Here is a 25245-nt window from a genome sequence, read left to right on the forward strand (position 1 = left end):
AGCGAAGGAGACCGAGCCCGCTCACCCGACGCATCCCCGACACCATGCAATACGGTGGGACGCATGTCATCGCCCGAACCCCGGACCCCCCGGGCGGCCGTGATCGTGAACCCGACCAAGGTCGATCCGGCGGTCCTCCGGGCAGTCGTCGCGCGGCATTCGGACTGGCACGGCTGGGCGGATCCGCTCTGGCTGGAGACCACGGTCGAGGACCCGGGCGGCGTGGTCGCTGCCCAGGCCGTCGAGGCCGGGGTGACTGTCGTTCTCGCTGCCGGCGGCGACGGGACCGTACGCGCCGTCGCAGCCGCCCTGCGAGGAACCGGCATCCCGCTCACCCTCGTGCCCTCGGGTACCGGCAACCTCCTCGCCCGCAATCTCGAGCTGCCTCTGGGCGACCTCGAGTACTCGGTGCGCCTCGCCTTCGAGGGCACGGAACGACCCATGGACGTGGGCATAACCTCCGTCGTCACGGTGGATGGTGCATCCGAGGACCACGCCTTCGTCGTGATGGCCGGCCTCGGCCTCGATGCCGACATGATCGCCACCGCCAACCCGGCGCTCAAGAAGAAGGTGGGCTGGCTCGCCTACGTCGACTCGGGCATGCGGGCGCTGCCGAAGGCCAAGCGCTTCCGCCTGCGGTATGCGATGGGCGACGAGGAGCACCGCCATCACGCCCACATCAGCACCGTGCTCATCGGCAACTGCGGAACGCTGCCCGGCAACATCCTGCTGTTCCCGGAGGCTCGGATCGACGACGGCATCCTCGACATCGCGATGATGCAGCCCCGCACGCTGTTCGGCTGGCTCGACGTATGGCGCCGGGTCGCCTGGGAGAACCGTGTCATGCGCCCGTTCGCCTTCGGTCGGCGCATCATCAAGCTGACGGATGCCGCCGCCCCCGCCACGATGACCACGATGCGCGGCCCGCGCATCGCCATGCAGCTCGAGGAGCCGCGCTTCTTCGAGCTCGACGGTGACGAGATCGCTGTGATCAGGTCGATGACGGCCTGGGTCGAGGACGACGCACTCATCGTGATGGTGCCGCCGCTGGTGTAGCGCCGCTCGCTCCGCTCGGCCCTCAGCGAGCAGAGAAGCGTGCCGCCGCATAGGCCAGCAGGGCCAGCCCGCTCGCGACGAGCAACACGACGGATGCCGGCAGCACGAGCGTCTGCACGATGCTGATCGCCGCCCAGTCCACCCCCGCGTAGGCCTCCTGAGTGCGCTGCCCGGGCAGCAGGGCCACGAGCCCGGCAACCCCGACGGCGCAGCCGACGACGCCGACGACGAGACCGGCCCAGAGGGCGCTCAGCCACGGATTCACGGCACGTCGTCCGCGTCGTAGAGGGCGGCATCCGCGCCCGGGTCACCGCGATCGGGGTGGTCGGCCAGCCAGCCGAGCGCCCGCGACAGGGTGAGCGCGACGAGTCCGATCAGCCCGACCGTCACCGCAGGAGGCGCGATCACCCACACGGCCACGACGAAGGGGTCACCGAACGCCGAGACGCCGAACCCGCCCCCCGAGGTGGTGGTCGCGGTCTGGACGATGACCACGACGCCCACCACGACGAGGGCGGCGCAGGAGATCCAGAGAGCCAGGAGGTAGGTATTGCGACCGACGGATGCCGCCGACCCGGCCCCGGATGCGTCCGACGTCCGGTCGTCGACGGAGACGTCGGGCTCGGCCACGGACGCGGCTGCCGGGCCGGTGGACCCCTGCGCCGTCGACGTCGCACTGACCGCCGCACCCGACGCTGACGCCGCGGCGGGCCGCACCGGGGTCCGCGCGGCCGGACGGGAGACGGGGGTGTCGAGGGGGCGCGGGATCCCCGCCTTGACCGTCGACGCGAAGGCAGGGCGATCGTCGACCTCGTCGGCCGCGATCGGCCGGCGAAGCTGCTGGTGCCGCTCGGGGTCGTAGCCGCGCTGGAATCGCGGGTCGAAACGCGGGTCGATGCCGGCTGGACGCTTCTCCTCAGCTCGCGGCTCACCAGCCGCTGCACCTCCGACGGGTGCCGGCGCACTGTAGCCGCGCTGGAACCGGGGATCGAACCGCGGGTCGAGCCCCTCACCGGTCACGGCGTCGCCCTCGTCGCCGTGCACTTCGTTGTCAGCCGCCATGGATCACATTCCCGTTGCGGCATCCGTCACGGACGAGGTCTCGGCAGTCTGCGGCTCCCCGCTCACCAGTCCGCGCAGCCAGTCGCGCGCCTCGATGAACACCTCGTCGTCGTAGCGCGACGTGAACTCGATCTGCTGCTTGTCGGCGCGGGGATACGAGCCCAGGAAGATGACCTGCGGGCTGAAGCGGCGCAAGCCGAGCAGCGCATCCGCCACCCGCTCGTCGAGGATGTGGCCGTCGGCGTCGATGACGAAGCGGTAGCGTCCGAGGGCGTCGCCGATGGGGCGGGACTCGAGCAGGCTGAGGTTGACGCCGCGAGTGGAGAACTGCTCGAGCATCTCGAGGAGGGAACCGGCCCGGTCGTCGGGGAGCTCGACGATGAGGCTGGTCTTGTCGGCACCGGTCGGCGCGGGAATCGACAGCTCGCGCCCGACGAGCACGAACCGGGTCACCGCGTTCGGGTTGTCGCCGATGTCCTCGGCGAGCACCTCGACGTCGTAGTGGTTGACGATGCCCGGAGGAGCGACGGCGGCATCGGCCTGCGAGCTGAGGAACAGTTCGGAAGCCGCGGCCACGTTGCTCGTCGCGGGGATGTGCCCATGGGTGGGCAGCGCGGTCTCGAGCCAGCCGCGGGTCTGGGCGTAGGCCACCGGATGCGCGTTGATCACCTTCACGCCGTCGAGGGTGGTTCCACGGCGTGCCACCAGCACGAAGTTCACCGGAACGAGGTACTCGCCGATGATGCGGAGGCCCGGGACGTTGGCCAGCGCATCCTGGGTGGCCGAGACGCCGCCCTCGATCGAGTTCTCGATGGCGATCATCGCTGCGATGCTGCGGCCGCTGACGACGTCGGCGAAGGCCTCCCCCACGTTGTTGACGGGGCGCCAGGTCTTGCCGGCCGCGGCCTCGACCTGGGCGAGGGCGGCCTCGGTGAAGGTTCCGGCCGGGCCGAGGTAGCTGTACGTCTCGTGGGCGGCGTCGGCGGAGGGCTGGTCGGGCATGGGCATAGCCTAGCCACGAGGTGTGGCGCTACGCCCTCGAAATGCGACGCCCTCGATGCCAGACTGGGCACTATGACGGATCGCGCAGGAACGCCGGCCAAGAAGTCCGACCTCATCGATGTCGAGGCTCTCATCCACGCCTACTACGAATTGAAGCCCGACCCCTCGATACCCGAGCAGCGGGTGGTGTTCGGCACCTCCGGCCACCGCGGCAGCTCCCTCACCACGTCGTTCAACGACTGGCACATCGCCGCGACCACCCAGGCCATCGTCGAGTACCGCACTGCTCAGGGCATCACGGGTCCGCTCTTCATCGGCGCAGACACCCACGCCCTCAGCGCTCCCGCCATGACGACGGCGCTCAGCGTGCTCGTCGGCAACGGCGTCGAGGCCATGGTCGACGAGTACGACGACTGGGTGCCGACCCCGGCCGTGTCCCTCGCCATCATCACGTGGAACAACGATGCGGCCCACCGCTCGGCCGGCGAGACGGCCGACGGCATCGTCGTGACCCCGAGCCACAACCCGCCGACCGACGGCGGGTTCAAGTACAACCCGCCGCACGGCGGACCGGCGGACTCCGATGCCACGAGCTGGATCGCCACGCGGGCCAACGAGATCATCGTCGACGGCCTGCGCGATGTGAAGATGGCCGAGCCCAGCGCCGTCCAGACATATGACTACCGCGGCATGTACGTGGCAGACCTCGCCAACATCATCGACTTCGACGCCATCAAGCGCAGCGGCATCCGCATCGGCGCCGATCCTCTCGGCGGGGCATCCGTCAACTACTGGGGTGCCATCCGCGATTACTACGGCATCGATCTCACCGTCGTCAACGAGACCGTCGACCCGACCTGGGAGTTCATGACGCTCGACTGGGACGGCAAGATCCGCATGGACCCGTCGAGCCCGTCCGCCATGGCCAGCGTGCTGAAGCACCAGAGCGAGTACGACATCCTCACGGGCAACGATGCCGACGCCGACAGGCACGGCATCGTCACGCCGGACGGCGGTCTCATGAACCCCAACCACTACCTCGCCGTGGCGATCGAGTACCTCTACGGTCATCGCGGTGAGTGGCGAGCGGATGCCGCCATCGGGAAGACGCTCGTGTCGTCGAGCATGATCGACAGGGTCGCGGAGCACCTCGGCCGCCGGCTCTGGGAGGTGCCCGTCGGCTTCAAGTGGTTCGTGCCCGGCCTCATCGACGGCTCCGTCGGCTTCGGGGGCGAGGAGAGCGCCGGTGCCAGCTTCCTGCGCTTCGACGGCACGGCGTGGACGACGGACAAGGACGGCATCCTGCTCGCCCTGCTGGCCTCCGAGATCCGAGCCGTGACGGGCCGCAGTCCCTCGCAGCTCTACGCGAAGCTCGTGGAGAAGTTCGGCGACCCGGCCTACGAACGCATCGATGCCGAGGCGACCCCGGCCCAGAAGGCGGCGCTCGGGAAGCTCGACGGCGACGCGATCACGGCGACGGAACTCGCGGGCGAGCCGATCACGGCGAAGCTCTCGAAGGCACCGGGCAACGACGCAGCCGTCGGCGGACTCAAGGTCGTGAGTGAGAACGCCTGGTTCGCCGCGCGGCCCAGCGGCACCGAGGACGTCTACAAGATCTACGCCGAGTCGTTCCTCGGCGAGGACCACCTGCGCCAGGTGCAGGCCGAGGCCCGCGACATCGTGGACGGTGCGATCAGCTGACGATGGCTCGAACCGTCACACCTGGTTCTTGATGCCCCAGAACTGCACGGTGCCCCCGCCGGTGGCGAGCGCCTCGTCGACGTCCCAGTAGTCGGAATCCTTGGTGTGGCCGGCCACGTAGACCTTCACGCCGTCGGCGGTGTGGTCGACGCGGGTCACGGTGGTGGTGTGGTCGAGGTCGCCCGAGTCGTCCCAGTCGAACTGGGCGATGTCGCCGACCTTCACGTTCGTGCGGTCGCCGCCGAGGTAGGTCGCGCGCTCCGGGTGGGCGCCCAGGTAGCCGTAGAGCGCCGTGGAGCTGATCCACGACGGGCTGGTCTGGCCGTCGTCGGCGTACCACCAGTCCGCGTCCATGGTCCAGCCGCGGGCGATGAGTCCCTGGCTGGCGAAGTTGGCGCAGTCCGCGCCGTCGATCGACATGAAGTACTGAGAGTTGTAGCTCGACCAGTAGGTGAGCATGTAGTTCGTCTGCGCTGTGATGTGCTCGTCCGGCGTGTAGCTGAACGTGAGGGCGGGCGCGGCGGCCCCCTTCACGTTGAGGTCGGCGAGGGTGGTCGCCGGCGTGACGTCGAGGGGCACGGCTGTCCCGGTGGTGTCGAGGACCGTGATCGGAACCGTGCCCTCCGAGTAGCGCGGGGCTGCCGGCGCGGCGACCGTCACGGTCTCGTCGGTCGCCGAGAGCACCGGGGCGGCCTGGCCGCCGATGGTGACCGTCGCGACGTCTGTGAGGTTCGCACCCGACAGGGTCACCGTCGTGCCGCCGGTCACGGGGCCCGAGGTGACGACGGGCAGCGCGTCGATGACGGGCTTGTCGTCGTCGACCGGAGTCGGAGTCTTGACGGGGGTGATCGTCGCGCCGTGCTTCGTACCCGTCGCGGAGCCGGCGGATGCGGCGGCCCGGGAGGGCGCATCCGTCGCCGAAGCACCCGCTGTCGCCCCGATCGTCAGGGCACCGGCCGTGATGCTCAGCGCGAGGCCGCAGCCGACCAGCGCCGTGCCCGCCGTGAACGGCGAGTGCGAGGCGTGCTGGCCACGGCGGTGCCGACGGGAGGCGACGAGACGGAGGGTGGAGAAGAGGGTGGGGTGGGTGGAGGTACTGGTGGAGCGGTGGAGCATGAATCAATTTCGAGTAGCCGAGCAGAAGACCCGTAACCTCATCACACGGTTATGGCAGGGTTCTGGACGAATCCTCAACATTTCATGGGAACGCATATATCCGTTCCACAGTCCAGCGGGCTGAAACGCCGGCGAAGCGACCGTCAGCCGTAGTTCGGGGCGGCCGGAAGGCCGAAGAACTCCTCGAGCGTCGTGATGCCGACGCGGTGCATCTCGGTGGCGAGATCGACGCCGATGTAGCGGTAGTGCCACGGCTCGAACTCGAAGCCCGTGACGGGCACCTTGTCGGCCGGGTAGCGCAGCAGGTAGCCGAACCTGTAGGCGTTGGCGGCCAGCCACTGGCCCTCGGCAGTGTCGGCGAAGCACTGGTTCAGGGAGCAGTCCCCGGATGCCGCCCCGATGTCGATGGCGAGTCCGGTCTGGTGCTCGCTGAAGCCCGGCCGGGCGGTGCTCAGGTCGGCACCCTCCTGCCCGAGCGATGCGACGTCATTGTCGTAAACGCTCTGCTGCGTCGAGTAGCTGCGATACGCACTGTTCGACGCGAGGGCCAGGCCGGCCTCGTCGGAGGCGGTCTGGAACATCGCGACGACGGCATCCGACGCCTCCTGCCGCAGCACGGGATCCCAGGTGTGCGCGACGGGCACATCGACGAGGTCGACGGGTTCGTAGTCCACGGGATTCAGCGGGCGCAACTTGTCGCTGACCACCCAGATGCTCGCGGGGTCGTCGATCGAGCGGGCGGCCTTGTCGAAGCCGGGCACCGCCGTCGGCGTCGGCGTCTGGGCGGGCGCGGGACGGGTGGGCGTCGGCGTCGGGCTCGCGGATGCCGACGGCTTCGGCGACTTCGACGGGGGTGTGGTCGTGGCTCCGTCGTCGCCCTGCGCGCCCGAGATCACTCCGGCGGCGGTGGCGCCGGCGACGAGCACCAGCACCGTCGCCGCGACGGCGATGGTGCGGTTGCGTCGCACGCGGCGGGAGGCGCGGCGGGATCGGGACTCGGACATTGTTCCAATGTATCCGGGCGGCGCGTCCAGCCGGTGTCAGCGCGGGCGCGCGGCGCGCAGGAGGCGCCTGCCCTGGAGGCGAGCGGAGGCGCTGGGCTGAGGAGGCTCTGGGCCTAGGAGACGATGTGCCAGTAGTAGACGGCGCCGCCGGGGTGGTCCTCGGTGATGGCGGTGTCGACGCTGCGGTAGTCGGAGTCGAGGGTGTGACCGGCGAAGAACACCTGGGTGGAGCCGTTCTCATGGGTCACTCGGGTCACGACGCCCGTGTGGTCGCGGTCGCCCGACTGGTCCCAGTCGAACTGGACGATGTCGCCGACGCTCACCTGGTCGCGCTGGGAGTCGTCGAGCGCTGTCGCGAGGTCGGGTCTGGTCTCGAGCCAGTCGCGGAACGAGGTGGAACTGCGCCAGGTGTCGCTCGACGAGTAGACGTCGTCGGCGTGGAACCACTGGTCGTCCTGCACCCATCCCCGGGCGAGGAGGGTCTGGCTCGCGAAGTTGACGCAGTCGTTCTCGCCGAGTACCCCGAATTCGGCCTCGTTGTAGTTCTGCCAGTACGTGAGCGCATAGTCGATCTGCGCCTGCACCGGGGCGCTGAGCGCGGCCGAGGCGGGTGCTGCTTCCGCTTTCGACGCCTCCTGCACCGGGGCCGGGATCTCGGCCGAGGTGCTCGCCTTCGGCGCGGCCTCGGTCTTCTCGGCTGTCGCCACGGGGCCGGAACATGCGGCGAGGACGGCGACGGATGCCGCTGTCATGGCGATCGTCGCGAGGGCGCGCGAGTAGGACGGGGAGGAGCGGGGCATCCACGGACGGTAACAACCCAACATCGGAGGAACCTCTGAGAACGGCATCCGGAAGCCCAGGGATGCGACGGATCCGTCACTCCAGCCCGTTGTCCCCCACGATGCCTCGGGTCTACGTTGAGGGCTGTGACCAACACCGCGTCGTCTCCAGCGTCCACGCCGCTCATGTCGCACCGGCAGATCCTGTTCGTGATCTTCGGCCTGATGGCGGGCATGTTCCTCTCCGCCCTCGACCAGACCGTGGTGGGCACCGCGATCCGAACGATCGGCGACGACCTGCACGGGCTGAGCCAGCAGGCCTGGGTCACGACGGCGTACCTCATCACCTCCACGATCTCCACACCGCTCTACGGGAAGCTCTCCGACATCTTCGGACGGCGACCGCTGTTCATCATCGCCATCGTGATCTTCATCATCGGCTCGATCCTCGCCACCTTCTCGACCTCGATGATCGAACTGGCGTTGTTCCGGGCCGTCCAGGGGCTGGGAGCCGGCGGCCTCATGTCGATGCCCCTGGCGATCATGGGCGACATGCTGGCTCCGCGCGAACGCGCGAAGTACCAGGGCTACTTCCTCGCGGTGTTCGGGATCTCGAGCCTCATCGGCCCCCTCGTCGGCGGGCTGTTCGCCGGAGCCGAGGAGATCCTCGGAATCGCCGGCTGGCGCTGGGTCTTCCTCATCAACGTGCCGATCGGCATCATCGCCCTCGCGATCGTGCTGCGCTTCCTCCACCTCCCGAAGACCGAGCGGTACTCGGTGCGCATCGACTGGTGGGGAGCCGCGACGGTGATCATCGCACTCGTCCCCCTGCTGCTCGTCGCCGAGGAGGGCCGTGAATGGGGCTGGAGCAGCCCGGGCGCCATCGCCTGCTATGTGGTCGGCGTGCTGGGCATCATCTCCTTCATCCTCATCGAGGCGGCCATGAAGGACGACGCGCTGATCCCGCTCAAGCTCTTCCGTTCGTCGACCTTCTCGATGGCGACGATCATCGGCGTCTTCGTCGGCTTCGGCATGTTCGGCGCCATGCTCACGCTGCCGCTGTACCTGCAGCTCGTACTCGGGTCCACCCCGACGGAGAGCGGCCTCCAGATGCTGCCGATGATCCTGGGCCTCATGATCTCCTCCATCGCCAGCGGACAGATCATCGCCCGCACCGGCCGATACAGGATCTTCCCGACCATCGGCACGGCCCTGCTCTCGGGCGGATTCTTCTACCTCACGTTCCTCGAGTACGACTCGTCCTACTGGTTCATCGCCGGCGCCATGCTCCTCATCGGCCTCGGTCTCGGTCAGCTCATGCAGACCCTCACGATCGCGAGCCAGAATTCCGTGGGCCTGCGCGACATGGGCGTCGCCACCAGTTCGTCCACCTTCTTCCGTCAGATCGGCGGAACCCTCGGCACTGCCGTGCTGCTGTCGCTGCTGTTCACCGTAATGCCCACGAACATCGTCGGCTCGCTGTCGGATCAGGACACCCTGGCGGACGCGCTCGACGCCGCCCTCGACCCGTCCGTCGCCTCGGCGCCCGAGAACTCGGCGATCATGGAGACGATCTACACCCCCATCGTCACTCCGATCGAGGCGCAGCTGCCGGCCGGGGTCGACCTGAGCGATGACGCCCAGCGCGCGCAGGTGGTGAGCCAGGTGACCCCGACGGTCCTCGAGCAGCTCGACAGCGGCACGGGCGGATCGTTCGGGAGCAGCACGCTGGATGACACGTCATTCCTGAACGGAGCCGATCCCCGCCTGACGAAGCCGTTCCTGGCGGGCTTCAACGCCTCGGCCGTGCAGGTGTACTGGGTCGCCCTCCTCGTCGTTCTGATCGCCTTCGTGCTCACCCTGTTCTTCCGGGCTCCGCCGCTCCGGGCGAAGTCAGCGCTGCAGGAGGCGGCGGACAACCGGGCTGACGCCGAGGCCGCTGACGCCGAGGCCGCTGCTTCTGCCGCTGAGGCCAGGGCCGACGACGAACTGCAGACGGATCTGCAGGCGCAGCGGGCAGCCGACATCACCGGATCGCTGCTCGACCCCGGTCCGCGCACCGGATCGGTGCCGGTGCAGCGGCCCTGACCGAAGCCTGCGGATCGCTGTGGCCGCGCGCCCGTCGCGCGTCATTCTCCCGACCTCATCCCGTCATCGGCGTGTAACGGATTCATAACGTATCGGTGCCGTGAGAGCGCTCTCTTGACAGTCGGCATCCGCAGTGCTTATTCTCGGAACGCAATCGTGAGAGCGCTCTCACAGGGTAGTGAGAGAGCGCTCTCAGCGCACGCACCAACAATTGTCCACGCACACAAGGGAGTGAACCGTGAAGCTTTCACGACGCACCACAGCTGTTGCCGCCGTCGCCGGTGTCGCAGCAATCGCCCTCCTCGCCACCGGATGTTCATCCTCCGGCGATTCGGGATCGGGATCATCCGACGAGAAGGTCGAACTGACCGTCACGACGTTCGGAACCATGGGACTCGACGACCTCTACAAGCAGTACGAGGAAGAGAACCCGAACGTCACCATCAAGGCCACCAACATCGACACCGGCGGAAACGCACTCACCGACTGGAAGACCAAGCAGGCAGCAGGCGCCGGTCTCCCCGACGTGCAGGCCGTCGAAGAGGGCTGGCTCGGCCAGGTGCAGGCGGTCTCCGACAGCTTCACCGACCTCACCGAGTACGGCGCGAACGACATCAAGGACCGCTGGGTCGACTGGAAGCTCAAGCAGGGCACCGACAAGGACGGCCGCATCATCGGATACGGCACCGACATCGGCCCCGAGGGCCTCTGCTACAACAGCAAGCTGTTCGAGGCTGCCGGCCTGCCCGGCGACCGCGAGGCCGTGGCCGAGCTCTTCGGCGGCGACGACGCGACCTGGGACGACTTCTTCAAGGTCGGCGAGCAGTACAAGGCAGCCACCGGCAAGGCCTTCTACGACCAGAGCGGCTTCGTCTGGAACGCCATGGTCAACCAGCTCCCCGAGGGCTACTACACCTCCGACGGCGAGCTCAACGTCGAAGACAACGCCGACCTCAAGGCCCAGTGGGACAAGCTCGCCGGCGGCGCAGCTGCAGGCCTCTCCAGCGGCCAGGCTCAGTGGGACTGGGGTAAGGGCAAGGCCTTCACCGACGGTTCCTTCGCGACCTTCATGTGCCCGGGCTGGATGCTCGGTGTCGTGAAGGGCCAGGTCGAGTCCGCTGGTGGCGACGCCACCTCCGGCTGGGACTTCGCGGATGTCTTCCCCGGCGGCCCCGCCAACTGGGGTGGAACCTTCCTGACCGTTCCCACCACGTCGAAGCACCCGAAGGAGGCTGCCGCACTGGCCGCCTACCTGACTGATGCCAAGTCGGCCGTCGCCGCCTTCCAGGCTGCAGGCACCTTCCCCTCGGTCATCGAGGCGCAGACCGACCCGGGTGTCACCGGCGAGAGCGATCTGACCAAGTTCTTCAACAACGCTCCCATCGGCGAGATCCTCGGATCGCGTGCCGAGGGCGTCGTGGCCCAGTACAAGGGCCCGAACGACTCGGTCATCCAGGAGCAGGTCTTCGGACCGGCCACGCAGTCGCTCGACAAGGGCGCCTCAGGCGATGACGCGTGGAACGAGGCACTCACCACGCTGCAGAGCCTGGACCTCAAGTAAGTCACACCAGCTCCACGGTGGCCCCCCGGAGACCCGTTTCCGGGGGGCCACATTCCTTGAGAGAGAACAGCATGACCACCACAGTCAGTCCCCCGGAGACGAGCAGCACCCCGGCAGCGGCACGGCCAGCGAAGACCTCGACCGCGAAGGTGCCGTTCAAGCACCGCGTGAGCCGCTTCGACTCCAAGGCGTCGCCGTACCTCTACATCGCACCGTTCTTCGTGCTGTTCGGCCTCATCGGCCTGTTCCCGCTCGTCTACACCTTCGTGGTGTCGCTGAACGACTGGGACCTGCTCACCGGCCCCGGCGAGTGGGTCGGCTTCCAGAACTACACGGACGAGCTCACCGATCCGTACTTCTGGAACTCGCTGTTCAACACCGTGAGCATCTTCCTGCTCTCGTGCATCCCCCAGCTTCTCGCCGCCGTCTTCATCGCGGCCGTGCTCGACCAGAACATCCGCGCCAAGACCTTCTGGCGCATGAGCGTCCTCATCCCCTACGTGGTCACCCCCGTGGCCGTCGCCATCATCTTCTCGAGCGCGTTCTCCGAGAAGTACGGCCTCATCAACAACATCCTCGAAGCGCTCAACGTCGACCCCGTGATGTGGAAGACCGAGACCTTCCCCTCGCACGTGGCGATCGCCACCATGGTGAACTGGCGCTGGACCGGCTACAACGCCCTGATCCTCCTCGCCGCCATGCAGTCCGTGCCGCGCGACATCCACGAATCGGCCGCCCTCGACGGCGCCGGAGCGTTCCGTCGCTTCTTCTCGATCACGCTGCCGAGCATCCGTCCCACCATGATCTTCGTGATCATCACCGCGACCATCGGCGGCCTGCAGATCTTCACGGAGCCGAAGCTGTTCAACCCGTCGAGCTCGGTGCTCGGCGGCCCGCACCGCGAGTACCAGACCACCGTGCTCTACCTGTGGGACATGGCCTTCAACCGCAGCGACTTCGGCAAGGCCTCGGCCATCGCCTGGCTGCTGTTCATCATCATCGTCGCCTTCGGCCTGATGAACTTCCTGATCTCCCGCCGCATCGCGTCGGTCGAGACCCGCACGTCGAAGAAGCGCACCGGGCGCAAGCTCACGGAACACAACGCAGAGAAGGCTGAAGGCGCGCGCGCCGTCGTCGCCGCAGCAGGGGAGAAGCGCTCATGAGCAACGTCACCGACCTCAAGAAGCCCACCACTCCGACGACGGATGCCGGCACTCCCGGCATCCCCGTGAAGCCGGTCAAGCCCGCCAAGCCCGGCCGCGCCCGCGACGTCGGCATCGACCGCCGCCCCGGGTTCCTCACCTACGGCCTGCTCATCGCCCTGTTCCTCGGTGGCGCCTACCCGCTGTGGTGGTCGTTCGTCGCCGGATCCAGCGACAGCTCCGTGCTGGCAGACACCTGGCCTCCGCTCCTGCCGGGCGGACGGTTCTGGGACAACGTCGCCTCGGTGCTCGACACCGTGCCGTTCTGGCAGGCGCTGGCGAACAGCATCATCGTGTCGGGCGTCATCACGATCTCGGTGGTGTTCTTCTCCACCCTCGCCGGCTACTCGTTCGCCAAGCTGCGCTTCAAGGGCCGCGAGGGCCTGATGGTCTTCGTGATCGCCACCCTCGCCGTGCCCACCCAGCTCGGCATCATCCCGCTCTTCATGCTCATGAAGGAGTTCGGCTGGACCGGCACCCTTGGCGCGATCATCGTTCCGACGCTCGTCACGGCCTTCGGCGTGTTCTTCATGCGCCAGTACCTGGTCGACGTCATCCCCGATGAGCTCATCGAGGCCGCCCGTGTCGATGGAGCCTCCATGTTCGGCACCTTCTGGCACGTCGGCCTTCCGGCTGCGCGCCCGGCCATGGCGATCCTCGGCCTGTTCACCTTCATGACGGCCTGGACCGACTACCTCTGGCCACTGCTGGTGTCGCCGCAGAACCCGACCCTGCAGGTGGCCCTCAGCCAGTTGCAGAGCGCGAAGTACGTCGACTACACGATCGTCCTCGCGGGCGCCGTCATGGCGACCATCCCGCTCCTCATCCTGTTCGTGCTCGCCGGCAAGCAGCTCGTCTCGGGAATCATGGCGGGAGCAGTGAAGGGCTGATGACGATTCCACTCACCGAACGCACCTGGCCGACCGGCTTCCTCTGGGGATCGGCCACGGCCGCAGCCCAGATCGAGGGAGCAGCCCACGAGGGCGGCAAGGAGGACTCCATCTGGGACGCGTACTCGCGCGTCCCCGGCGCCGTCGCCAACGGCGACACCCCGGAGCAGGCCGTCGACCACTATCACCGGGTGCCGTCGGACGTCGCCATGATGAAGGACCTCGGCCTCGACTCCTACCGCTTCTCCACCAGCTGGGCCCGGGTGGTTCCCGGTGGACGCAGCGTGAACCAGGAGGGGCTCGACTTCTACAGCTCGCTCGTCGATGAACTGCTCGGCCAGGGCATCCTGCCGTGGCTCACGCTCTATCACTGGGACCTGCCGCAGGCTCTCCAGGAGAAGGGCGGCTGGGCCAATCGCGAGACGGCCTACCGTTTCGTCGAGTACGCCGAGGCGGTCTACGGGGCTCTCGGCGACCGCGTCACGCACTGGACCACCTTCAACGAGCCGCTCTGCTCCTCCCTCATCGGCTACGTCGCCGGTGAGCACGCGCCGGGCCTGACGGATCCGGATGCCGGGCTCGCCGCCCTGCACCACCAGCATCTCGCCCACGGTCTGGCCGCGGCCCGCCTGCGCGAACTGGCCGCCCGCGACGGCCGTGAGCTGCAGATCGGCATCACGCTCAACCTCACGAACGCCGTGCCGAACGACCCGACCGACCCCGTCGACCTCGAGGCCGCCCGCCGCATCGACGGGCTGTGGAACCGCATGTACATCGAGCCGCTGCTGCTCGGCGAGTACCCGGTCGACGTGATCGGCGACCTGGAGGAGTACGACTTCCTCCAGTACGTGCAGGGCGGCGACCTCGCCGTCATCAGCACGCCGATCGACTTCCTCGGGGTGAACCACTATCACGACGACAACGTCTCGGGTCATCCGGCGGCCCCGGATGCCGAGCCCGGCCTGGTCCCGACCGAGAAGCCCGGCCGCTCGCCGTTCGTCGGCAGCGAGTACGTGACGTTCCCGACGCGCCACCTGCCGCGCACCGCGATGGGCTGGGAGGTGAACCCCGACGGACTCCGCACGCTGCTGGTGCGGCTCGGTCGGGAGTACCCGACGCTGCCGCCGCTGTACATCACCGAGAACGGGGCGTCCTACGACGACGAGATCATCGACGGCGCCGTGAACGACACCGAGCGCTGGGCGTACATCGACGCCCACATCTCCGCGGTGGGCGAGGCCATCGCGGCCGGCGCCGACGTGCGCGGGTACTTCGTGTGGTCGCTGCTCGACAACTACGAGTGGGCGTGGGGCTACAACAAGCGCTTCGGGATCGTGCACGTCGACTACGACACCCTCGTGCGCACCCCGAAGTTCTCGGCCACCCAGTACGCCTCCGTCATCGCGGCGTCGAAGGCGACAGCCTGATCGGCACTATCGTGGGAGCCAGTTCGAACATGGGGAGCGATGGAGTGGCAGAGAAGCTTCGGGCCGGCGCCGTACCGACGCTCGAGATGGTCGCGGCACATGCCGGCGTCTCGCGCGCCACGGTGTCACGAGTCGTCAACGGCTCGCCGAAGGTCACTCCAGACGTCACCGAGGTCGTGCAGCGCGCCATCGAGGCGCTGAACTACGTGCCGAACCGGGCCGCGCGCTCACTCGCCAGCCGCAAGACCCAGGCGATCGCGTTGATCGTCCCGGAGTCGGCCGCCCGAGTGTTCGCCGACCCCTTCTTCGCCTCGGTGGTGCAGGGCATCGCCCTGCACCTGGCCGACACCGACTACACGCTGAACATGATCATCGAGTCGGAGTCGCAGTCGGGAAAGACCCGTCGCTACCTCCTCGGCGGCAACGTCGACGGAGCACTCGTGGTCTCGCACCACACGGGCGACCACTCCTACGCGCAGTTGAGCCGCACCCTGCCCGTCGTCTTCGGTGGTCGGCCGCTGAGCGACACCGAGAGCGACAACTACTTCATCGACGTCGACAACCAGCACGGTGCCGAGACGGCTGTCGCCCACCTCGTGGCATCCGGTCGCACGAAGATCGCCACGATCGCCGGGCCCCAGGACATGCCGCCCGGCCTCGATCGCCTGGCCGGTTGGCGCGAGGTGCTCGCCCAGCACGGCATGGACACCGAGCTGTTCGAGGTCGGGGACTTCTCGCCGGCATCGGGCGTCACCGCGATGAAGCGCCTGCTGGCGCGGGAGCCGAAGATCGACGGGGTGTTCGCGGCGAACGACCAGATGGCGATCGGAGCGTACTCCGCCATCCGGGAGGCCGGGCTGCGCATCCCCGAGGACATCGCGGTGATCGGCTTCGACGACGACATCTACGGCGCGACGGCGACCCCGGCGCTCACCACGGTGCACCAGCCGTCGGTCGAGATGGGCCGCGAGATGGCCCGCGTGCTCGTGAAGCTCATCGAGGGCGAGCCCGTCGACACCCTCACGAAGCTGAAGACCTCGCTGGTGGTGCGCGCGTCGGCCTAGGCTCGCTTCGCACTGTGCCCACTCACCCAGCGTGAGGTCTACTGGGGCGCGAACTGGCTCAGCGTGAACGTCGCACCGTGCGGATCGCGGATGAGGGCGGACCTCGTCCAGTCATCCTCGGCACTCGAGAGCACGGTTCCGCCGGCGGTCTCGGCGAGAGCGGCCGCGGCATCCCGGTCCTCCACCGCGAATCGCACCTCCCAGCGCGCCGGGGCGTCGCCCTGCTCGATGCCCGCGACCACGTCGGCGAAGCCCGGCGGGGCGAACGCCTGACGCTCCCTGATGTCGGGGTCGACCGTCCCCGCCAGGTGGTCGCCGTAGCCCGGCAACCTGGCCATGCCGGCACCGAGGGCAGGGTCGACCTCCCAGCCGAAGACATCCGAGTAGAAACGGATGCCGCTCTCGGGGGTCGGCGTGATGAGCACGCTGAAGTTCCAGGTGCCCGGCTCGTTGACGAGCTGGGCTCCCAGGCGTCGGCGCGCCTGCCACACCCGGAAGACGGCGCCGTCGGGGTCGAGGAACTCGGCCCAGCGACCACCCGGACCGGCGTCGACGGGGCCCGTGCGCACGCTGCCGCCGGCGGCGACGACGGTCTCGACGGCGGAATCGGCGCTGCGGGTGGCGACGTAGCTGTTCCAGGTCGCCGGGACGTCGTCGACCGAGGGCGAGATGGCCGCGACGTCGTGACCGTCGATGGTCGCGACGAGGTACGAGCCCGGCGCTCCCGGTGGCACGGCATCGTGGAAGCGCCAGCCGAACAGGGTTCCGTAGAACTCCATCGCGTCATACGGACGCGGCGTCTCCACGTCGATCCAGCTGGGAACCCCGGCCGGATACTCCCGGGCGTCGTTGACGGTCACCATCGTCGTCTCCCTCTCTCATCACCGTGATCGAGAACAGGCCGGAACGAGCGATCTCGCCGACTGCAGGCCTGACCGGCCTGTTCTCGCCGTTCCGGCCTGTTCTGGCTTCGCGCTACTCGATCGCCTTCTGCGACTCCCCGCCCTTGAGCGCGGCGAGACGCGCCTCGACCTCGGTGAGCTCGCCGAGGTCCTCCAGGTCTTCGAACTGGGCGTCGAGGCTGGAGGCCGCGAGCTCCTGCTGGCCGCGCACCTTCGCCTCCTCGCGCCGGATCTTGTCCTCGAAGCGGCTGATCTCGCTCGTGGGGTCGAGGATGTCGACGCTCTTGATGGCGTCGTTCACCTGCGACTGCGCCTCGACGGTCTTCGACCGGGCGATGAGCTCGTCGCGCTTCGAGGAGAGCTGGTTCAGCTTCTCCCGCATCTTGCCGAGGCCGTCCTTGAGCTGGTCGACGACGGCGGTCTGCGAGGCGATCATCGGCTCGGCGCCCTTCGCCTCGTTCTCCGACTGCAGCTGGCGGCCGAGGGCGACGCGGGCGAGGGCGTCGAACTTGTCGGCATCCGTCGCGTTCCCCGCTCCCCGCAGCTCGTCGGCCTTGCGGCTCGCGGCGAGGGCCTTGCGGCCCCAGTCGTCTGCTGCCGCGACGTCTTCGCGGTGGTCCTCCTCGAGCATCCGCAGGTTGCCGATGGTCTGCGCCACGGCGCTCTCGGCCTCGCCGATGCTCGACGTGTAGTCGCGCACCATCTGGTCGAGCATCTTCTGCGGGTCCTCTGCCTGGTCGAGCAGCGCGTTGATGTTCGCCTTCGCGAGCTGGGTGATGCGGCCGATGATGGACTGCTTTGCCATGATGTTCCCTCTCTCGTACTGCTGGTTGATGCTGTTGCGTCGTTGCCTGTTACATCGTGCGACTTCGTGTCCGGATGCCGTTGCGGATGTGCGCCGCTAGAACCTGCCGCCGGATCCGCCGCCGCCGAAGCCGCCTCCACCGCCGAACCCTCCGCCGAAGCCGCCTCCGCCGAACCCGCCGCCGCCGCCACCCCCGCCGAAGATGCTGCCGGAGTCGCCGCCCCGACCTCCGCCGCCGGTGAGCAGTCCCCCGAGGATGCCGCCGATGATGGCGCCGGTCAAGGCGTCGCCGCCGCCCGAGCGTCCGCGCCCGCCGCCTCCGCCGTAGCCTCCGCCGCCCCACGAGTCGTCGTCGTAGCCCGATACGTCGGTCTGCGCGATCTGGATGGCGCTGGCGGCGAGGGCCTGCGAGCGCTGGGCCTGGTCGAGGGCCTGCACGGGGTCGCCGGGGCCGATCGCACGCGAGGAGTCGAACAGCCGCTGCGCCTCCGACAGGCGCTGGCGAGCATCGGAACCCACGGCTCCACGTCGGGTGGCGATGAAGTCGGATGCCGCCTGGATCTGCGCCTGCGCGGTGCTCTGCGCACGACCGAGCAGGGCGACGGCGCGCTCCTGCTGCACCCTCTGCTCCCGCGACGGGGCGAGGGCGGCATCGAGTGCCGCCTCGGCCTCCTGCAGGCGTCGCACCATGGCGAGCGGGTCGGTGCGGGAACCTGAGGCCTGGCGCGCGGCGGCGAGCACCTGCTCGGCCGCAGCGATCGGGGCGGCCAGGGCGGCCTCTCCGAGGCGGGTGGTGACGGCGGTCTGCCTGGCCTCGGCCAGGTCGCGCTCGACGTCGTCGATCTCCTTCGCGACGGTGGCCGTCGCAGCCTCGAGGCTCTGGGCGACGCCGTCGACGGCGTCCAGCAGCTGGCCCGCCTGCCCGATGCTCTGCTGCGCCGCGCGCACGGGGATGGCGACGCTCGGCCGATGACCGCTGTCGGGCGCCGGTGCCGACAGCGTCGCGGCAGCAGCAGCGGCCGTCTCGGTCGCGAACGCGAGCAGCTGGCGTGCCTGCGCCGCGTTTCCCGTGAGGGTCGACATGGTCTCGCCCTCGAAGCGGGTGTGCAGCTCGGCTATGCGCGCCTCGGTCGCGGAGAGGCGCCCGCCCAGCTTCTCGGCATCCGTCGTCACCGTCTTCAGCACGGGGAGGGCGTTGTCGTCGAGTGCCCGCAGTGCGTCGAACTCGTCGGAGCGCGCGTCGAGACCGGCGATGGCCTGCTCGGCGAGGCTGGTGACCTCGGCCGTCATGGCCGCACGCTCGGCTTCGCTCTCGGGGAAGGCGTCGTCGAGCTTCTGCTTCACGGCGAAGGCCTGCCGGGCCGAGGCGCTGGCCGCGGCGAGCGCGTCGGTGAACGGCTTCACAGCCTCGTCGCCGAACTCGGCCGCAGCGAAGCCGACCTCCTGCTCGCTGGTCTTGAGCGCGTCGTCGAGCTGCACCAGCAGGCTCCCGGCGCGCTGCTCGAGCGCGGCACGGTCCTGGGCGGCCTGGGCACGTGCGAGGCCGGCACGGCGACGCTTGCGGATGACGGAGACGAGCACGATGACGAGGGCGATGACGCCCACGACGAGGAAGCCCCAGAGCAGCACGGCGCCGCTGCCGCCGGAGCCTGACTCGGAGCCACTGCCGGAACCCGTTCCGCCGTCGGATCCACCGCCGCTCAGCTCGCCGTTCGATGCGGCACGGATGCCTTCGGTCGCACCGATGGCGGCTCCGGCCCAGTCATCCTGCGACAGGCTGGGCACGACGTAGTCGGAGGCGATCTGCTCGGAGTCTGCCTGCAACGGCGATTCGTCGGAGAACGACAGCTGGTAGATCCTGTCGTCGACCGCCACGGCCAGCACCACGTTCGACGCGCCGAGCTGGTTCGCGTCGCGAACCTCCTGCACCCACTGCTCGCGATCACTCGGGTTCTCGAAGCTGTTCACGTAGGCCACGAGCAGGGTCTGGCCGGTGTCGGCCTGCAACTGGTCGATCGCGTCCTGAACGGCCTGGGTGTCTCCGCCGAGAACACCGGCGGTGTCGACGATGTCGCTCGAGCCGAAGTCGACGGGATCATCGGCCAGCGCGGGTGATGCGGCGCCCACGGCGAGAGCGAGACCGATGGCCCCGGCTGCGAGTGCTGCGAACACGCGGCGAACGGCGTTCCTGCCTGTCGTCACGCGGGTCGCCTCCTCGTCGGGCCATCCGTCGTCGGATGCGCTCTGGTCGTTCCCGTCTACGCTATCGGCCACGACCACGCGGTGACGAGGCATGCAGCGACCTCTCGGCCAGTGCACAGAACCGGGACCACCGACTACTCGAAGACGACGCCGTCTACGGGCGCGAAGCGTGCGCGCATGATGGCGATGGCGTCGGGGGACTCGTCGATCAGCGTGAACCGGCGCCCGAGCGCCGCGGCCACGGCACCCGTCGTGCCCGAGCCCGCGAAGAAGTCGAGCACGGCGTCGCCGGGGCGGCTCGAGGCCTGGATGATGCGGCGCAGGATGCCCTCGGGCTTCTGGGTCGGGTAGCCGGTCTTCTCCCTGCCCGTCGGCGAGACGATGGTGTGCCACCACACGTCGGTCGGCAGCTTGCCGAGCTCGGCCTTCTCGGGGGTGACGAGGCCGGGAGCCATGTAGGGCTCGCGGTCGACGGCCGTGGAGTCGAACCAGTAGGCCTTCGGGTTCTTCACGTAGACGAGGATCGTGTCGTGCTTGGTCGGCCAGCGCTTCTTCGACTTGGCTCCGTAGTCGTAGGCCCAGATGAGCTCGTTCAGGAAGCACTCGCGACCGAACAGGGCGTCGAGCATGACCTTCGCGTAGTGCGCCTCGCGGTAGTCGAGGTGCAGGTAGAGGGTTCCGTCGTCGGCGAGCAGTCGCCAGGCCTCGATGAGGCGCGGCTCGAGGAAGCCCCAGTAGTCCTCGAAGTGGTCGTCGTAGCTGTAGAGGTCGCCGCGGATGCGCTGGTACTGCCGCCCCTTGAACCCCGAGATGACGCCCGCGGCGCGCTGGGGGGCGGGGTCGGTGCTCGCATCGGGGTCGCCCTGCTCCGTGCGTACGTGCGTCGTACTCTGGCGGGCCTGCGGTCGCCCGGTGTTGAACGGCGGGTCGAGGTAGATCAGCGTGAAGGAGCTGTCTGGCAGCATCGGAAGAACCGTGAGGTTGTCGGCGTGGATGATGCGGCCGACGGATGCCGCGGACTCGGGCGTAGCGGCATCCGTGTCGGGCATTCCCTCATTGTGTCAGGCCGCCGGTGCCCTCCACTTCGCGGCGCTCGCTTCGCTCCCCGTCGCTCTGCGAGCGGGTCGAAGCTAGAGGTCGAGGCGGATGCGTCCGTCGAATCGGGTGGTCGGGTCGTCGGCGTCGTTCAGCTCGAGGATTCCCTTGTCATCGTCATCCGCGACGGGAGACGGGGCGGGGAGCACGCTCTCCCTCTCGCGCTGCACCTCGATCTCGTGCCGGTGCGGGGCGAACACCTCGTCGACCACTCCGAGCGCACCGCCGCCCGCTGTGCCCCGGCCGACCTTGTTGCTGAAGTCGACCCAGCCCTTGTGCGAGGCGAACACGATGAACGCGACGAGCACCACGAGGGCGACGGGGATCCACCAGGTCATGCGACCAGCCTACGAGAAGGCGCCGGTGCTTCGCCCGCGGCGCATCCATCCTGATCTGCGCGCGCCGATGGGCGGCGCCGCTCACGGCACGCGGTTGAGCCACTCCGACGTCGCGAACTTCGACTCGACGAGAGCCTCGGCCTGCGCGTACTCGTCGTCGGTGATGTCGCCGGGAGCGGCATCCGTCAGCGCGGTGAAGGTCTTCTCGAGCTGCTCGATGATGACAGCGCGCTCCACTCCGGCCTGGCGCTTCAGAGGGTCGACCCGCTTGGCGGCGCTGGCGATGCCCTTGTCGCTGATCTTCTCCCGGCCGATGCGCAGCACCTGCGTCATGATCTCGCCGTCCATGTCGTAACTCATCGTGACGTGGTGCAGGATGCCGCCGTTGCCGAGGCGCTTCTGAGCGGCCCCGCCGATCTTGCCCGTCGGGCTCGTGATGTCGTTGAGCGGCTGGTAGCTCGCCTCGACGCCGAGGGCGCGCAGCGCGTCGATGACCCACGCGTCGAGGAAGGCGTAGGAGTCCGCGAAGGTCATGCCCTGCACGAGATCGGCGGGAACGTAGAGCGAGTAGGTGACGACAGAGCCCTTCTCCATCATCATCGCGCCGCCGCCCGAGATGCGACGCACGACGTCGTAGCCGAACTTCGCCGCGCCGTCGGGATCGACCTCGTTCTTGAGCGACTGGAAGCTGCCGATGACGACGGCGGACTCGTCCCACTCCCAGATGCGCAGGGTGGGCTGGCGGCGTCCCGCGCCGACCTCGATGGCCAGCACCTCGTCGAGAGCGAGGTGCATGGCCGGGCTCACGGCTTTGGCGTGGATGATCTGCCACTGGTAGTCGCGCCAGCTGGTGGCCTTCTTGAGGGCACGACGGATGGCCACGGCCACGCCCTCGGCAGAGAAGCCGAGCATGACGGTTCCGTCGGGGAGGGCCTCGGTGATGGCGCGCGCGATCGCGGTGGCGTCGGACTCCGCCGAGAGTCCGTTGACAGCGGCATCGATGGCGCCGAGGGCCTCGTCGGGCTCGAGGAAGAAGTCGCCGGCGAGCCGGAACCCCGAGATGAGATCGTCGACGACCTCGAAGTCGACGACCACGAGCTTGCCCTGGGGAACCTTGTACTCACCGTGCATGCGTCCAGCCTAGGACTGGCACCGCATGAATGGCCTCGCTCGCTGAGGGCCGGACGAAGTCCGCGCCCGAAGCGCACCACGGCAGGTGAAGCCGCATCGGCGCGCTTCGGGCGGTCGCTTCGCTCGGCCCTCTGCGAGCGAGTCGAGTGGACTGGTGCCCTGTCGCGCTCAGTCCGAGGCGCAGGCCTTCCCGTTCAGCGTGAACAGCCAGGGCTCGACCCGCTGCTTCGCATGCGAGCCCACGAAGGCGACGGGCACCCAGGCGCCCGGCTTGATCTTCGCCGTGAGCGAGGAGTTCTTCACCGTGACGGCATCCGCCGCCTGCGTGACCTTGCCACCGACCAGCTTCACCACCCGCTCGGAGCCGGCGAAGTTCCACTTCAGGGTCCAGCCGTTGATCGGGGTCGTGCTCGCGTTGCGGATGCGCAGCTCGGCTGCGAACACCCCGAACAGCGACTTCGTGGCCGAGTACGACACCTGGCAGCTCGGGGCCGGGAAGGCCGGCACGGCGTGGGCGATCAGCTCCCGCGCCTGCTCGACGAACCACTGGCCAGCGGCCGGATCCTCGATGCCGCGCACGGGGTCGAGCGGTCCGGCGGTGCCGCGGTAGCACTGGCCGTCGGACTCCCCCGGAACCTTGATCCACAGGTAGGCGTCGATGAGAGCGTCACCGGTGTCCGTCGTCGGGCGTGCTCCGGCTCCGCGATCCGGCGGGTTGCACCAGACCTCGGCGTCGCCCTCCCAGCCGGCCGGCGCAGTCCAGGGGCCGACGCCGTTGCGGCTCGTGTCGATGACGAAGTGCGCCTGCGCTGCCGGGTCGGGGGTGAGGCCGGTGTCGGCGTAGGCCTGGGCGTAGGCGGCATCCGTCAGCCCCCAGGTCGAGAAGTCGTCGGGGCTGGCCGGGTAGTACTGGCTGCCGCAGTAGCTCGGCTCGTACCAACTGTTGACGCTCAGGTTGATGCAGTCCGAGATCCAGGTGCCGTACTTCGCGAGGCGCTCGGTCTGCACGTAGTTGGAGGCGTTGAGGAAGAAGCCGTCGGCCTTCTCGACGCCGCCCGCGATGAGGCGCTGCGAGATGTCGCCGACCCCGAGCCAGCCGCTGTGCGTTCCGTCGAGGTAGACGGCCGTGTTGGGCAGGGCCGTGAGCACGTCGACGGCGTGGTTGACCTGCTCGAACCTGTCGGCTGCAGCGGTGGCCGGGTCGAGGTCGGCCGGTTGGCACCACTCGAGGTTGCCGTTGATGTCGGTGTTCCACGGAATGATGCCGAGTCCGTCGGGCTCGAGGATGATGGCCGCCTTCGCGTCGCCGATGCCCGCTGCGACCCCGTCGACCCAGGCCTCGTAGGCGGCGGTGTCGAGCGCGCCGCCCGCCGAGTACTGGGCGCAGTCGCGGTAGGGCAGGTTGTAGACCACGACGGTGGGGACTGCGCCGGATGCCGCAGCAGCCGTGGTCACCTCGGCTGCGGCCGCCTGCGCCTCGGCCGGGGTTCCCTTGGTGAGCCAGGTGGCCGAGGGGAAGCTGCCGAGGAGTTGCGCATCGGTGCGCGCCTGGCCGGACAGACCGGCTGCAGCCTCGAGTGTCGTCGAGTGCGGATCGACGTACAGCGCGCTTCCGGGGCCGAGCACGTCATTGGCGGCTGCTGCGGGAGGTGCGGTGAGGCCCAGGGTCGCCAGGGCGGCGATCGCCGTGACGGATGCGACCCGCAGCGAGCGGCGGGTGAGGGGCTTCGTCGTGCGTGTGGTGCGTGTCGTGCTGTTCGTCATGCTGAGGACTCCCAGGGGGTCATCGTCGACCTCGGTCGACATCCTTGTGGACCGTGCAGGGTGGTGCGTCATGCGTGCGGCGCGGGCCCGAGCCCTGCGTGAGAGCGCTCTCACGGGTGCCGCGTCTCCCAGAGTGCCGCAATCCGTGTCCCCCGTCAAGGGGTCGTTCACGCGGCAGCGGCGGCGCCTCACACGGCGGCGGGACTAGCCGAGGTGCGCGTCGAGCCAGGCGGTGGTGTCGGCGAGCACGTCGACGCGATTGGTCTCGTTGAAGATCTCGTGACGGGCTTCGGGGTACACGATGAGCGTGACATCGGTGAGACCGGAGCGTCGGCGGTAGGCGTCGACGAGGCGGAGTGCACTCTTTTCGCCTCCAACGCTGTCGTCGCTGCCGACCTGGATGAGCAGTGGGATGTCGGGCAGGTCGCGCGCCGGGCGCCCGTACAGGCGTACGCCATCCACCAGTCCGAAGAGCTTCGCGATGGGGACGGATGTGGTGAGCGGGTCGTCGAGGAAGGCCTGCTGCACGTCCACATCGCGGCTGAGCCACTCCATGCCCGTCGTGCCGAGATTCCTGTGGCGCCGGTTGAGGTCGCCGCTGTTGACAGATCCCGGCATCCGGTACCCCGTGCCCGTGAGAATGGCGGCGGCGTAGTCGACGGCCGATGAATTCAGGATGATCTGGGCCATGAGCGAGCCCCACGAGTGGCCGAGCAGCACGATCGGCACGCCGGCGTTCTCGTCACGGATGAGTTCGGTGAACTGGTGGACCGCGGCGATGGCCGCCCGAAGACCGCCGGAGCCGAGATGGCCGAGCTTCGTGACGTCGCCGCCGTGCTGCTCCATGCCGGTGCGCCCGTGGCCCCGGTGATCGTCGGCGTAGACGGTGTAGCCGGCAGCGTTCAACGCGTCGGCCACGTGCACGTACCGCCCTGCGTGCTCGCCGACACCGTGCACCAGCTGCACGATCCCCTTCGGCTGCTGCACCTCGTAGACATCGAAGTGGATGCGGATGCCGTGCCGGTCGGTGAAGGTGCGGGCTGCGCTGCTCATGGG

General features: G+C 68.8%; 22 protein-coding genes. 8 read left to right on the forward strand and 14 right to left on the reverse strand.

Annotation, left to right across the window (positions count from 1 at the left end):
- Window positions 1-63: 63 nt before the first annotated feature.
- Window positions 64-1056, forward strand: a complete 993-nt coding sequence (locus tag E4M00_RS08585; RefSeq protein WP_135120086.1) for a diacylglycerol/lipid kinase family protein — start codon at window positions 64-66, stop codon at window positions 1054-1056.
- A gap of 22 nt (window positions 1057-1078) precedes the next feature.
- Here the strand turns inward: E4M00_RS08585 and E4M00_RS08590 are convergent, their stop codons facing one another.
- The 3 genes from E4M00_RS08590 to pheA are packed head-to-tail and all read right to left on the reverse strand — an operon-like array spanning window position 1079 to window position 3120.
- Window positions 1079-1321: a hypothetical protein gene (locus E4M00_RS08590; protein WP_135120087.1), complete on the reverse strand. Its 243-nt coding sequence runs from the start codon at window positions 1319-1321 to the stop codon at window positions 1079-1081.
- The gene (locus tag E4M00_RS08595) at window positions 1318-2118 is read right to left on the reverse strand and encodes a hypothetical protein (RefSeq protein WP_135120088.1); all 801 of its coding nucleotides are present in this window, start codon (window positions 2116-2118) and stop codon (window positions 1318-1320) included. The genes E4M00_RS08590 and E4M00_RS08595 overlap by 4 nt, the downstream gene beginning before the upstream one ends.
- 3 nt (window positions 2119-2121) lie before the next feature.
- A complete protein-coding gene (gene pheA, locus E4M00_RS08600) occupies window positions 2122-3120 on the reverse strand; it encodes a prephenate dehydratase (protein WP_135120089.1) in 999 nt (332 codons plus the stop codon).
- Between the two features lie 72 nt (window positions 3121-3192).
- On the opposite strand from pheA, the gene pgm reads away from it, so the two are divergent.
- Window positions 3193-4821 carry a phosphoglucomutase (alpha-D-glucose-1,6-bisphosphate-dependent) gene (pgm, locus tag E4M00_RS08605; protein ID WP_135120090.1) on the forward strand — a complete coding sequence of 543 codons (1629 nt, stop codon included), beginning with the start codon at window positions 3193-3195 and terminating at the stop codon, window positions 4819-4821.
- Window positions 4822-4836: 15 nt separating this feature from the next.
- Here the strand turns inward: pgm and E4M00_RS08610 are convergent, their stop codons facing one another.
- The 3 genes from E4M00_RS08610 to E4M00_RS08620 form a co-directional block, all read right to left on the reverse strand.
- On the reverse strand, window positions 4837-5937 hold the full coding sequence (locus tag E4M00_RS08610) for an amidase domain-containing protein (protein WP_135120091.1): 1101 nt from the start codon (window positions 5935-5937) through the stop codon (window positions 4837-4839).
- 143 nt (window positions 5938-6080) lie between these two features.
- Window positions 6081-6941 (reverse strand): M15 family metallopeptidase, encoded by an 861-nt coding sequence (locus E4M00_RS08615; protein WP_135120092.1) that lies wholly within the window; start codon window positions 6939-6941, stop codon window positions 6081-6083.
- A gap of 113 nt (window positions 6942-7054) precedes the next feature.
- On the reverse strand, window positions 7055-7741 hold the full coding sequence (locus E4M00_RS08620; protein ID WP_135120093.1) for an amidase domain-containing protein: 687 nt from the start codon (window positions 7739-7741) through the stop codon (window positions 7055-7057).
- A 165-nt stretch (window positions 7742-7906) separates the two neighbouring features.
- Here E4M00_RS08620 and E4M00_RS08625 point away from each other — a divergent pair, with 165 nt between their 5' ends.
- The 6 genes from E4M00_RS08625 (at window position 7907) to E4M00_RS08650 (ending at window position 15952) form a co-directional block, all read left to right on the forward strand.
- Window positions 7907-9808, forward strand: a complete 1902-nt coding sequence (locus tag E4M00_RS08625) for an MDR family MFS transporter (protein ID WP_135120533.1) — start codon at window positions 7907-7909, stop codon at window positions 9806-9808.
- Window positions 9809-10046: 238 nt separating this feature from the next.
- Window positions 10047-11369 (forward strand): ABC transporter substrate-binding protein, encoded by a 1323-nt coding sequence (locus E4M00_RS08630; protein ID WP_135120094.1) that lies wholly within the window; start codon window positions 10047-10049, stop codon window positions 11367-11369.
- Between the two features lie 71 nt (window positions 11370-11440).
- Window positions 11441-12532: a carbohydrate ABC transporter permease gene (locus E4M00_RS08635; protein ID WP_135120095.1), complete on the forward strand. Its 1092-nt coding sequence runs from the start codon at window positions 11441-11443 to the stop codon at window positions 12530-12532.
- Window positions 12529-13461 (forward strand): carbohydrate ABC transporter permease, encoded by a 933-nt coding sequence (locus E4M00_RS08640; RefSeq protein ID WP_135120096.1) that lies wholly within the window; start codon window positions 12529-12531, stop codon window positions 13459-13461. Before E4M00_RS08635 ends, E4M00_RS08640 begins: the two co-directional genes overlap by 4 nt.
- Window positions 13461-14888, forward strand: coding sequence for a glycoside hydrolase family 1 protein (locus E4M00_RS08645; protein ID WP_135120097.1), 1428 nt, complete (start codon window positions 13461-13463; stop codon window positions 14886-14888). Before E4M00_RS08640 ends, E4M00_RS08645 begins: the two co-directional genes overlap by 1 nt.
- A 29-nt stretch (window positions 14889-14917) precedes the next feature.
- Complete coding sequence (locus tag E4M00_RS08650) at window positions 14918-15952, forward strand: LacI family DNA-binding transcriptional regulator (protein ID WP_135120098.1); 1035 nt, start codon at window positions 14918-14920, stop codon at window positions 15950-15952.
- Between the two features lie 38 nt (window positions 15953-15990).
- Here E4M00_RS08650 and E4M00_RS08655 read toward each other — a convergent pair whose 3' ends face one another.
- The 8 genes from E4M00_RS08655 to E4M00_RS08690 form a co-directional block, all read right to left on the reverse strand.
- Window positions 15991-16815, reverse strand: coding sequence for a VOC family protein (locus E4M00_RS08655; protein WP_135120099.1), 825 nt, complete (start codon window positions 16813-16815; stop codon window positions 15991-15993).
- 112 nt (window positions 16816-16927) lie between these two features.
- Complete coding sequence (locus tag E4M00_RS08660; protein WP_135120100.1) at window positions 16928-17659, reverse strand: PspA/IM30 family protein; 732 nt, start codon at window positions 17657-17659, stop codon at window positions 16928-16930.
- A 96-nt stretch (window positions 17660-17755) separates the two neighbouring features.
- On the reverse strand, window positions 17756-19933 hold the full coding sequence (locus E4M00_RS18175; protein ID WP_167756856.1) for a TPM domain-containing protein: 2178 nt from the start codon (window positions 19931-19933) through the stop codon (window positions 17756-17758).
- Between the two features lie 62 nt (window positions 19934-19995).
- A complete protein-coding gene (locus E4M00_RS08670) occupies window positions 19996-20910 on the reverse strand; it encodes a DNA-methyltransferase (protein ID WP_135120102.1) in 915 nt (304 codons plus the stop codon).
- Between the two features lie 81 nt (window positions 20911-20991).
- Complete coding sequence (locus E4M00_RS08675) at window positions 20992-21294, reverse strand: hypothetical protein (RefSeq protein WP_135120103.1); 303 nt, start codon at window positions 21292-21294, stop codon at window positions 20992-20994.
- 81 nt (window positions 21295-21375) lie between these two features.
- Complete coding sequence (lplAB, locus tag E4M00_RS08680; protein WP_135120104.1) at window positions 21376-22425, reverse strand: lipoate-protein ligase LplAB; 1050 nt, start codon at window positions 22423-22425, stop codon at window positions 21376-21378.
- 168 nt (window positions 22426-22593) lie between these two features.
- Window positions 22594-24189: a glycoside hydrolase family 6 protein gene (locus tag E4M00_RS08685; protein ID WP_135120105.1), complete on the reverse strand. Its 1596-nt coding sequence runs from the start codon at window positions 24187-24189 to the stop codon at window positions 22594-22596.
- Window positions 24190-24393: 204 nt separating this feature from the next.
- Complete coding sequence (locus E4M00_RS08690; RefSeq protein ID WP_135120106.1) at window positions 24394-25242, reverse strand: alpha/beta fold hydrolase; 849 nt, start codon at window positions 25240-25242, stop codon at window positions 24394-24396.
- Window positions 25243-25245 lie beyond the last annotated feature (3 nt).

The sequence above is a fragment of the Orlajensenia leifsoniae genome (assembly GCF_004570845.1).
Lineage (GTDB): Bacteria > Actinomycetota > Actinomycetes > Actinomycetales > Microbacteriaceae > Orlajensenia > Orlajensenia leifsoniae.

Bases quoted from the DNA above. Each gene is read 5' to 3' on its own strand.
- E4M00_RS08650 (WP_135120098.1), top strand. From the start codon at position 14,918: ATGGGGAGCGATGGAGTGGCAGAGAAGCTTCGGGCCGGCGCCGTACCG.
- E4M00_RS08675 (WP_135120103.1), bottom strand. From the start codon at position 21,294: ATGACCTGGTGGATCCCCGTCGCCCTCGTGGTGCTCGTCGCGTTCATC.
- E4M00_RS08685 (WP_135120105.1), bottom strand. From the start codon at position 24,189: ATGACGAACAGCACGACACGCACCACACGCACGACGAAGCCCCTCACC.
- E4M00_RS08620 (WP_135120093.1), bottom strand. From the start codon at position 7,741: ATGCCCCGCTCCTCCCCGTCCTACTCGCGCGCCCTCGCGACGATCGCC.
- E4M00_RS08595 (WP_135120088.1), bottom strand. From the start codon at position 2,118: ATGGCGGCTGACAACGAAGTGCACGGCGACGAGGGCGACGCCGTGACC.
- E4M00_RS08625 (WP_135120533.1), top strand. From the start codon at position 7,907: ATGTCGCACCGGCAGATCCTGTTCGTGATCTTCGGCCTGATGGCGGGC.
- E4M00_RS08655 (WP_135120099.1), bottom strand. From the start codon at position 16,815: ATGGTGACCGTCAACGACGCCCGGGAGTATCCGGCCGGGGTTCCCAGC.
- pgm (WP_135120090.1), top strand. From the start codon at position 3,193: ATGACGGATCGCGCAGGAACGCCGGCCAAGAAGTCCGACCTCATCGAT.
- E4M00_RS08635 (WP_135120095.1), top strand. From the start codon at position 11,441: ATGACCACCACAGTCAGTCCCCCGGAGACGAGCAGCACCCCGGCAGCG.
- E4M00_RS08670 (WP_135120102.1), bottom strand. From the start codon at position 20,910: ATGCCCGACACGGATGCCGCTACGCCCGAGTCCGCGGCATCCGTCGGC.
- E4M00_RS08660 (WP_135120100.1), bottom strand. From the start codon at position 17,659: ATGGCAAAGCAGTCCATCATCGGCCGCATCACCCAGCTCGCGAAGGCG.
- E4M00_RS08585 (WP_135120086.1), top strand. From the start codon at position 64: ATGTCATCGCCCGAACCCCGGACCCCCCGGGCGGCCGTGATCGTGAAC.
- E4M00_RS08690 (WP_135120106.1), bottom strand. From the start codon at position 25,242: ATGAGCAGCGCAGCCCGCACCTTCACCGACCGGCACGGCATCCGCATC.
- lplAB (WP_135120104.1), bottom strand. From the start codon at position 22,425: ATGCACGGTGAGTACAAGGTTCCCCAGGGCAAGCTCGTGGTCGTCGAC.
- E4M00_RS08645 (WP_135120097.1), top strand. From the start codon at position 13,461: ATGACGATTCCACTCACCGAACGCACCTGGCCGACCGGCTTCCTCTGG.
- E4M00_RS08640 (WP_135120096.1), top strand. From the start codon at position 12,529: ATGAGCAACGTCACCGACCTCAAGAAGCCCACCACTCCGACGACGGAT.
- pheA (WP_135120089.1), bottom strand. From the start codon at position 3,120: ATGCCCGACCAGCCCTCCGCCGACGCCGCCCACGAGACGTACAGCTAC.
- E4M00_RS08615 (WP_135120092.1), bottom strand. From the start codon at position 6,941: ATGTCCGAGTCCCGATCCCGCCGCGCCTCCCGCCGCGTGCGACGCAAC.
- E4M00_RS08610 (WP_135120091.1), bottom strand. From the start codon at position 5,937: ATGCTCCACCGCTCCACCAGTACCTCCACCCACCCCACCCTCTTCTCC.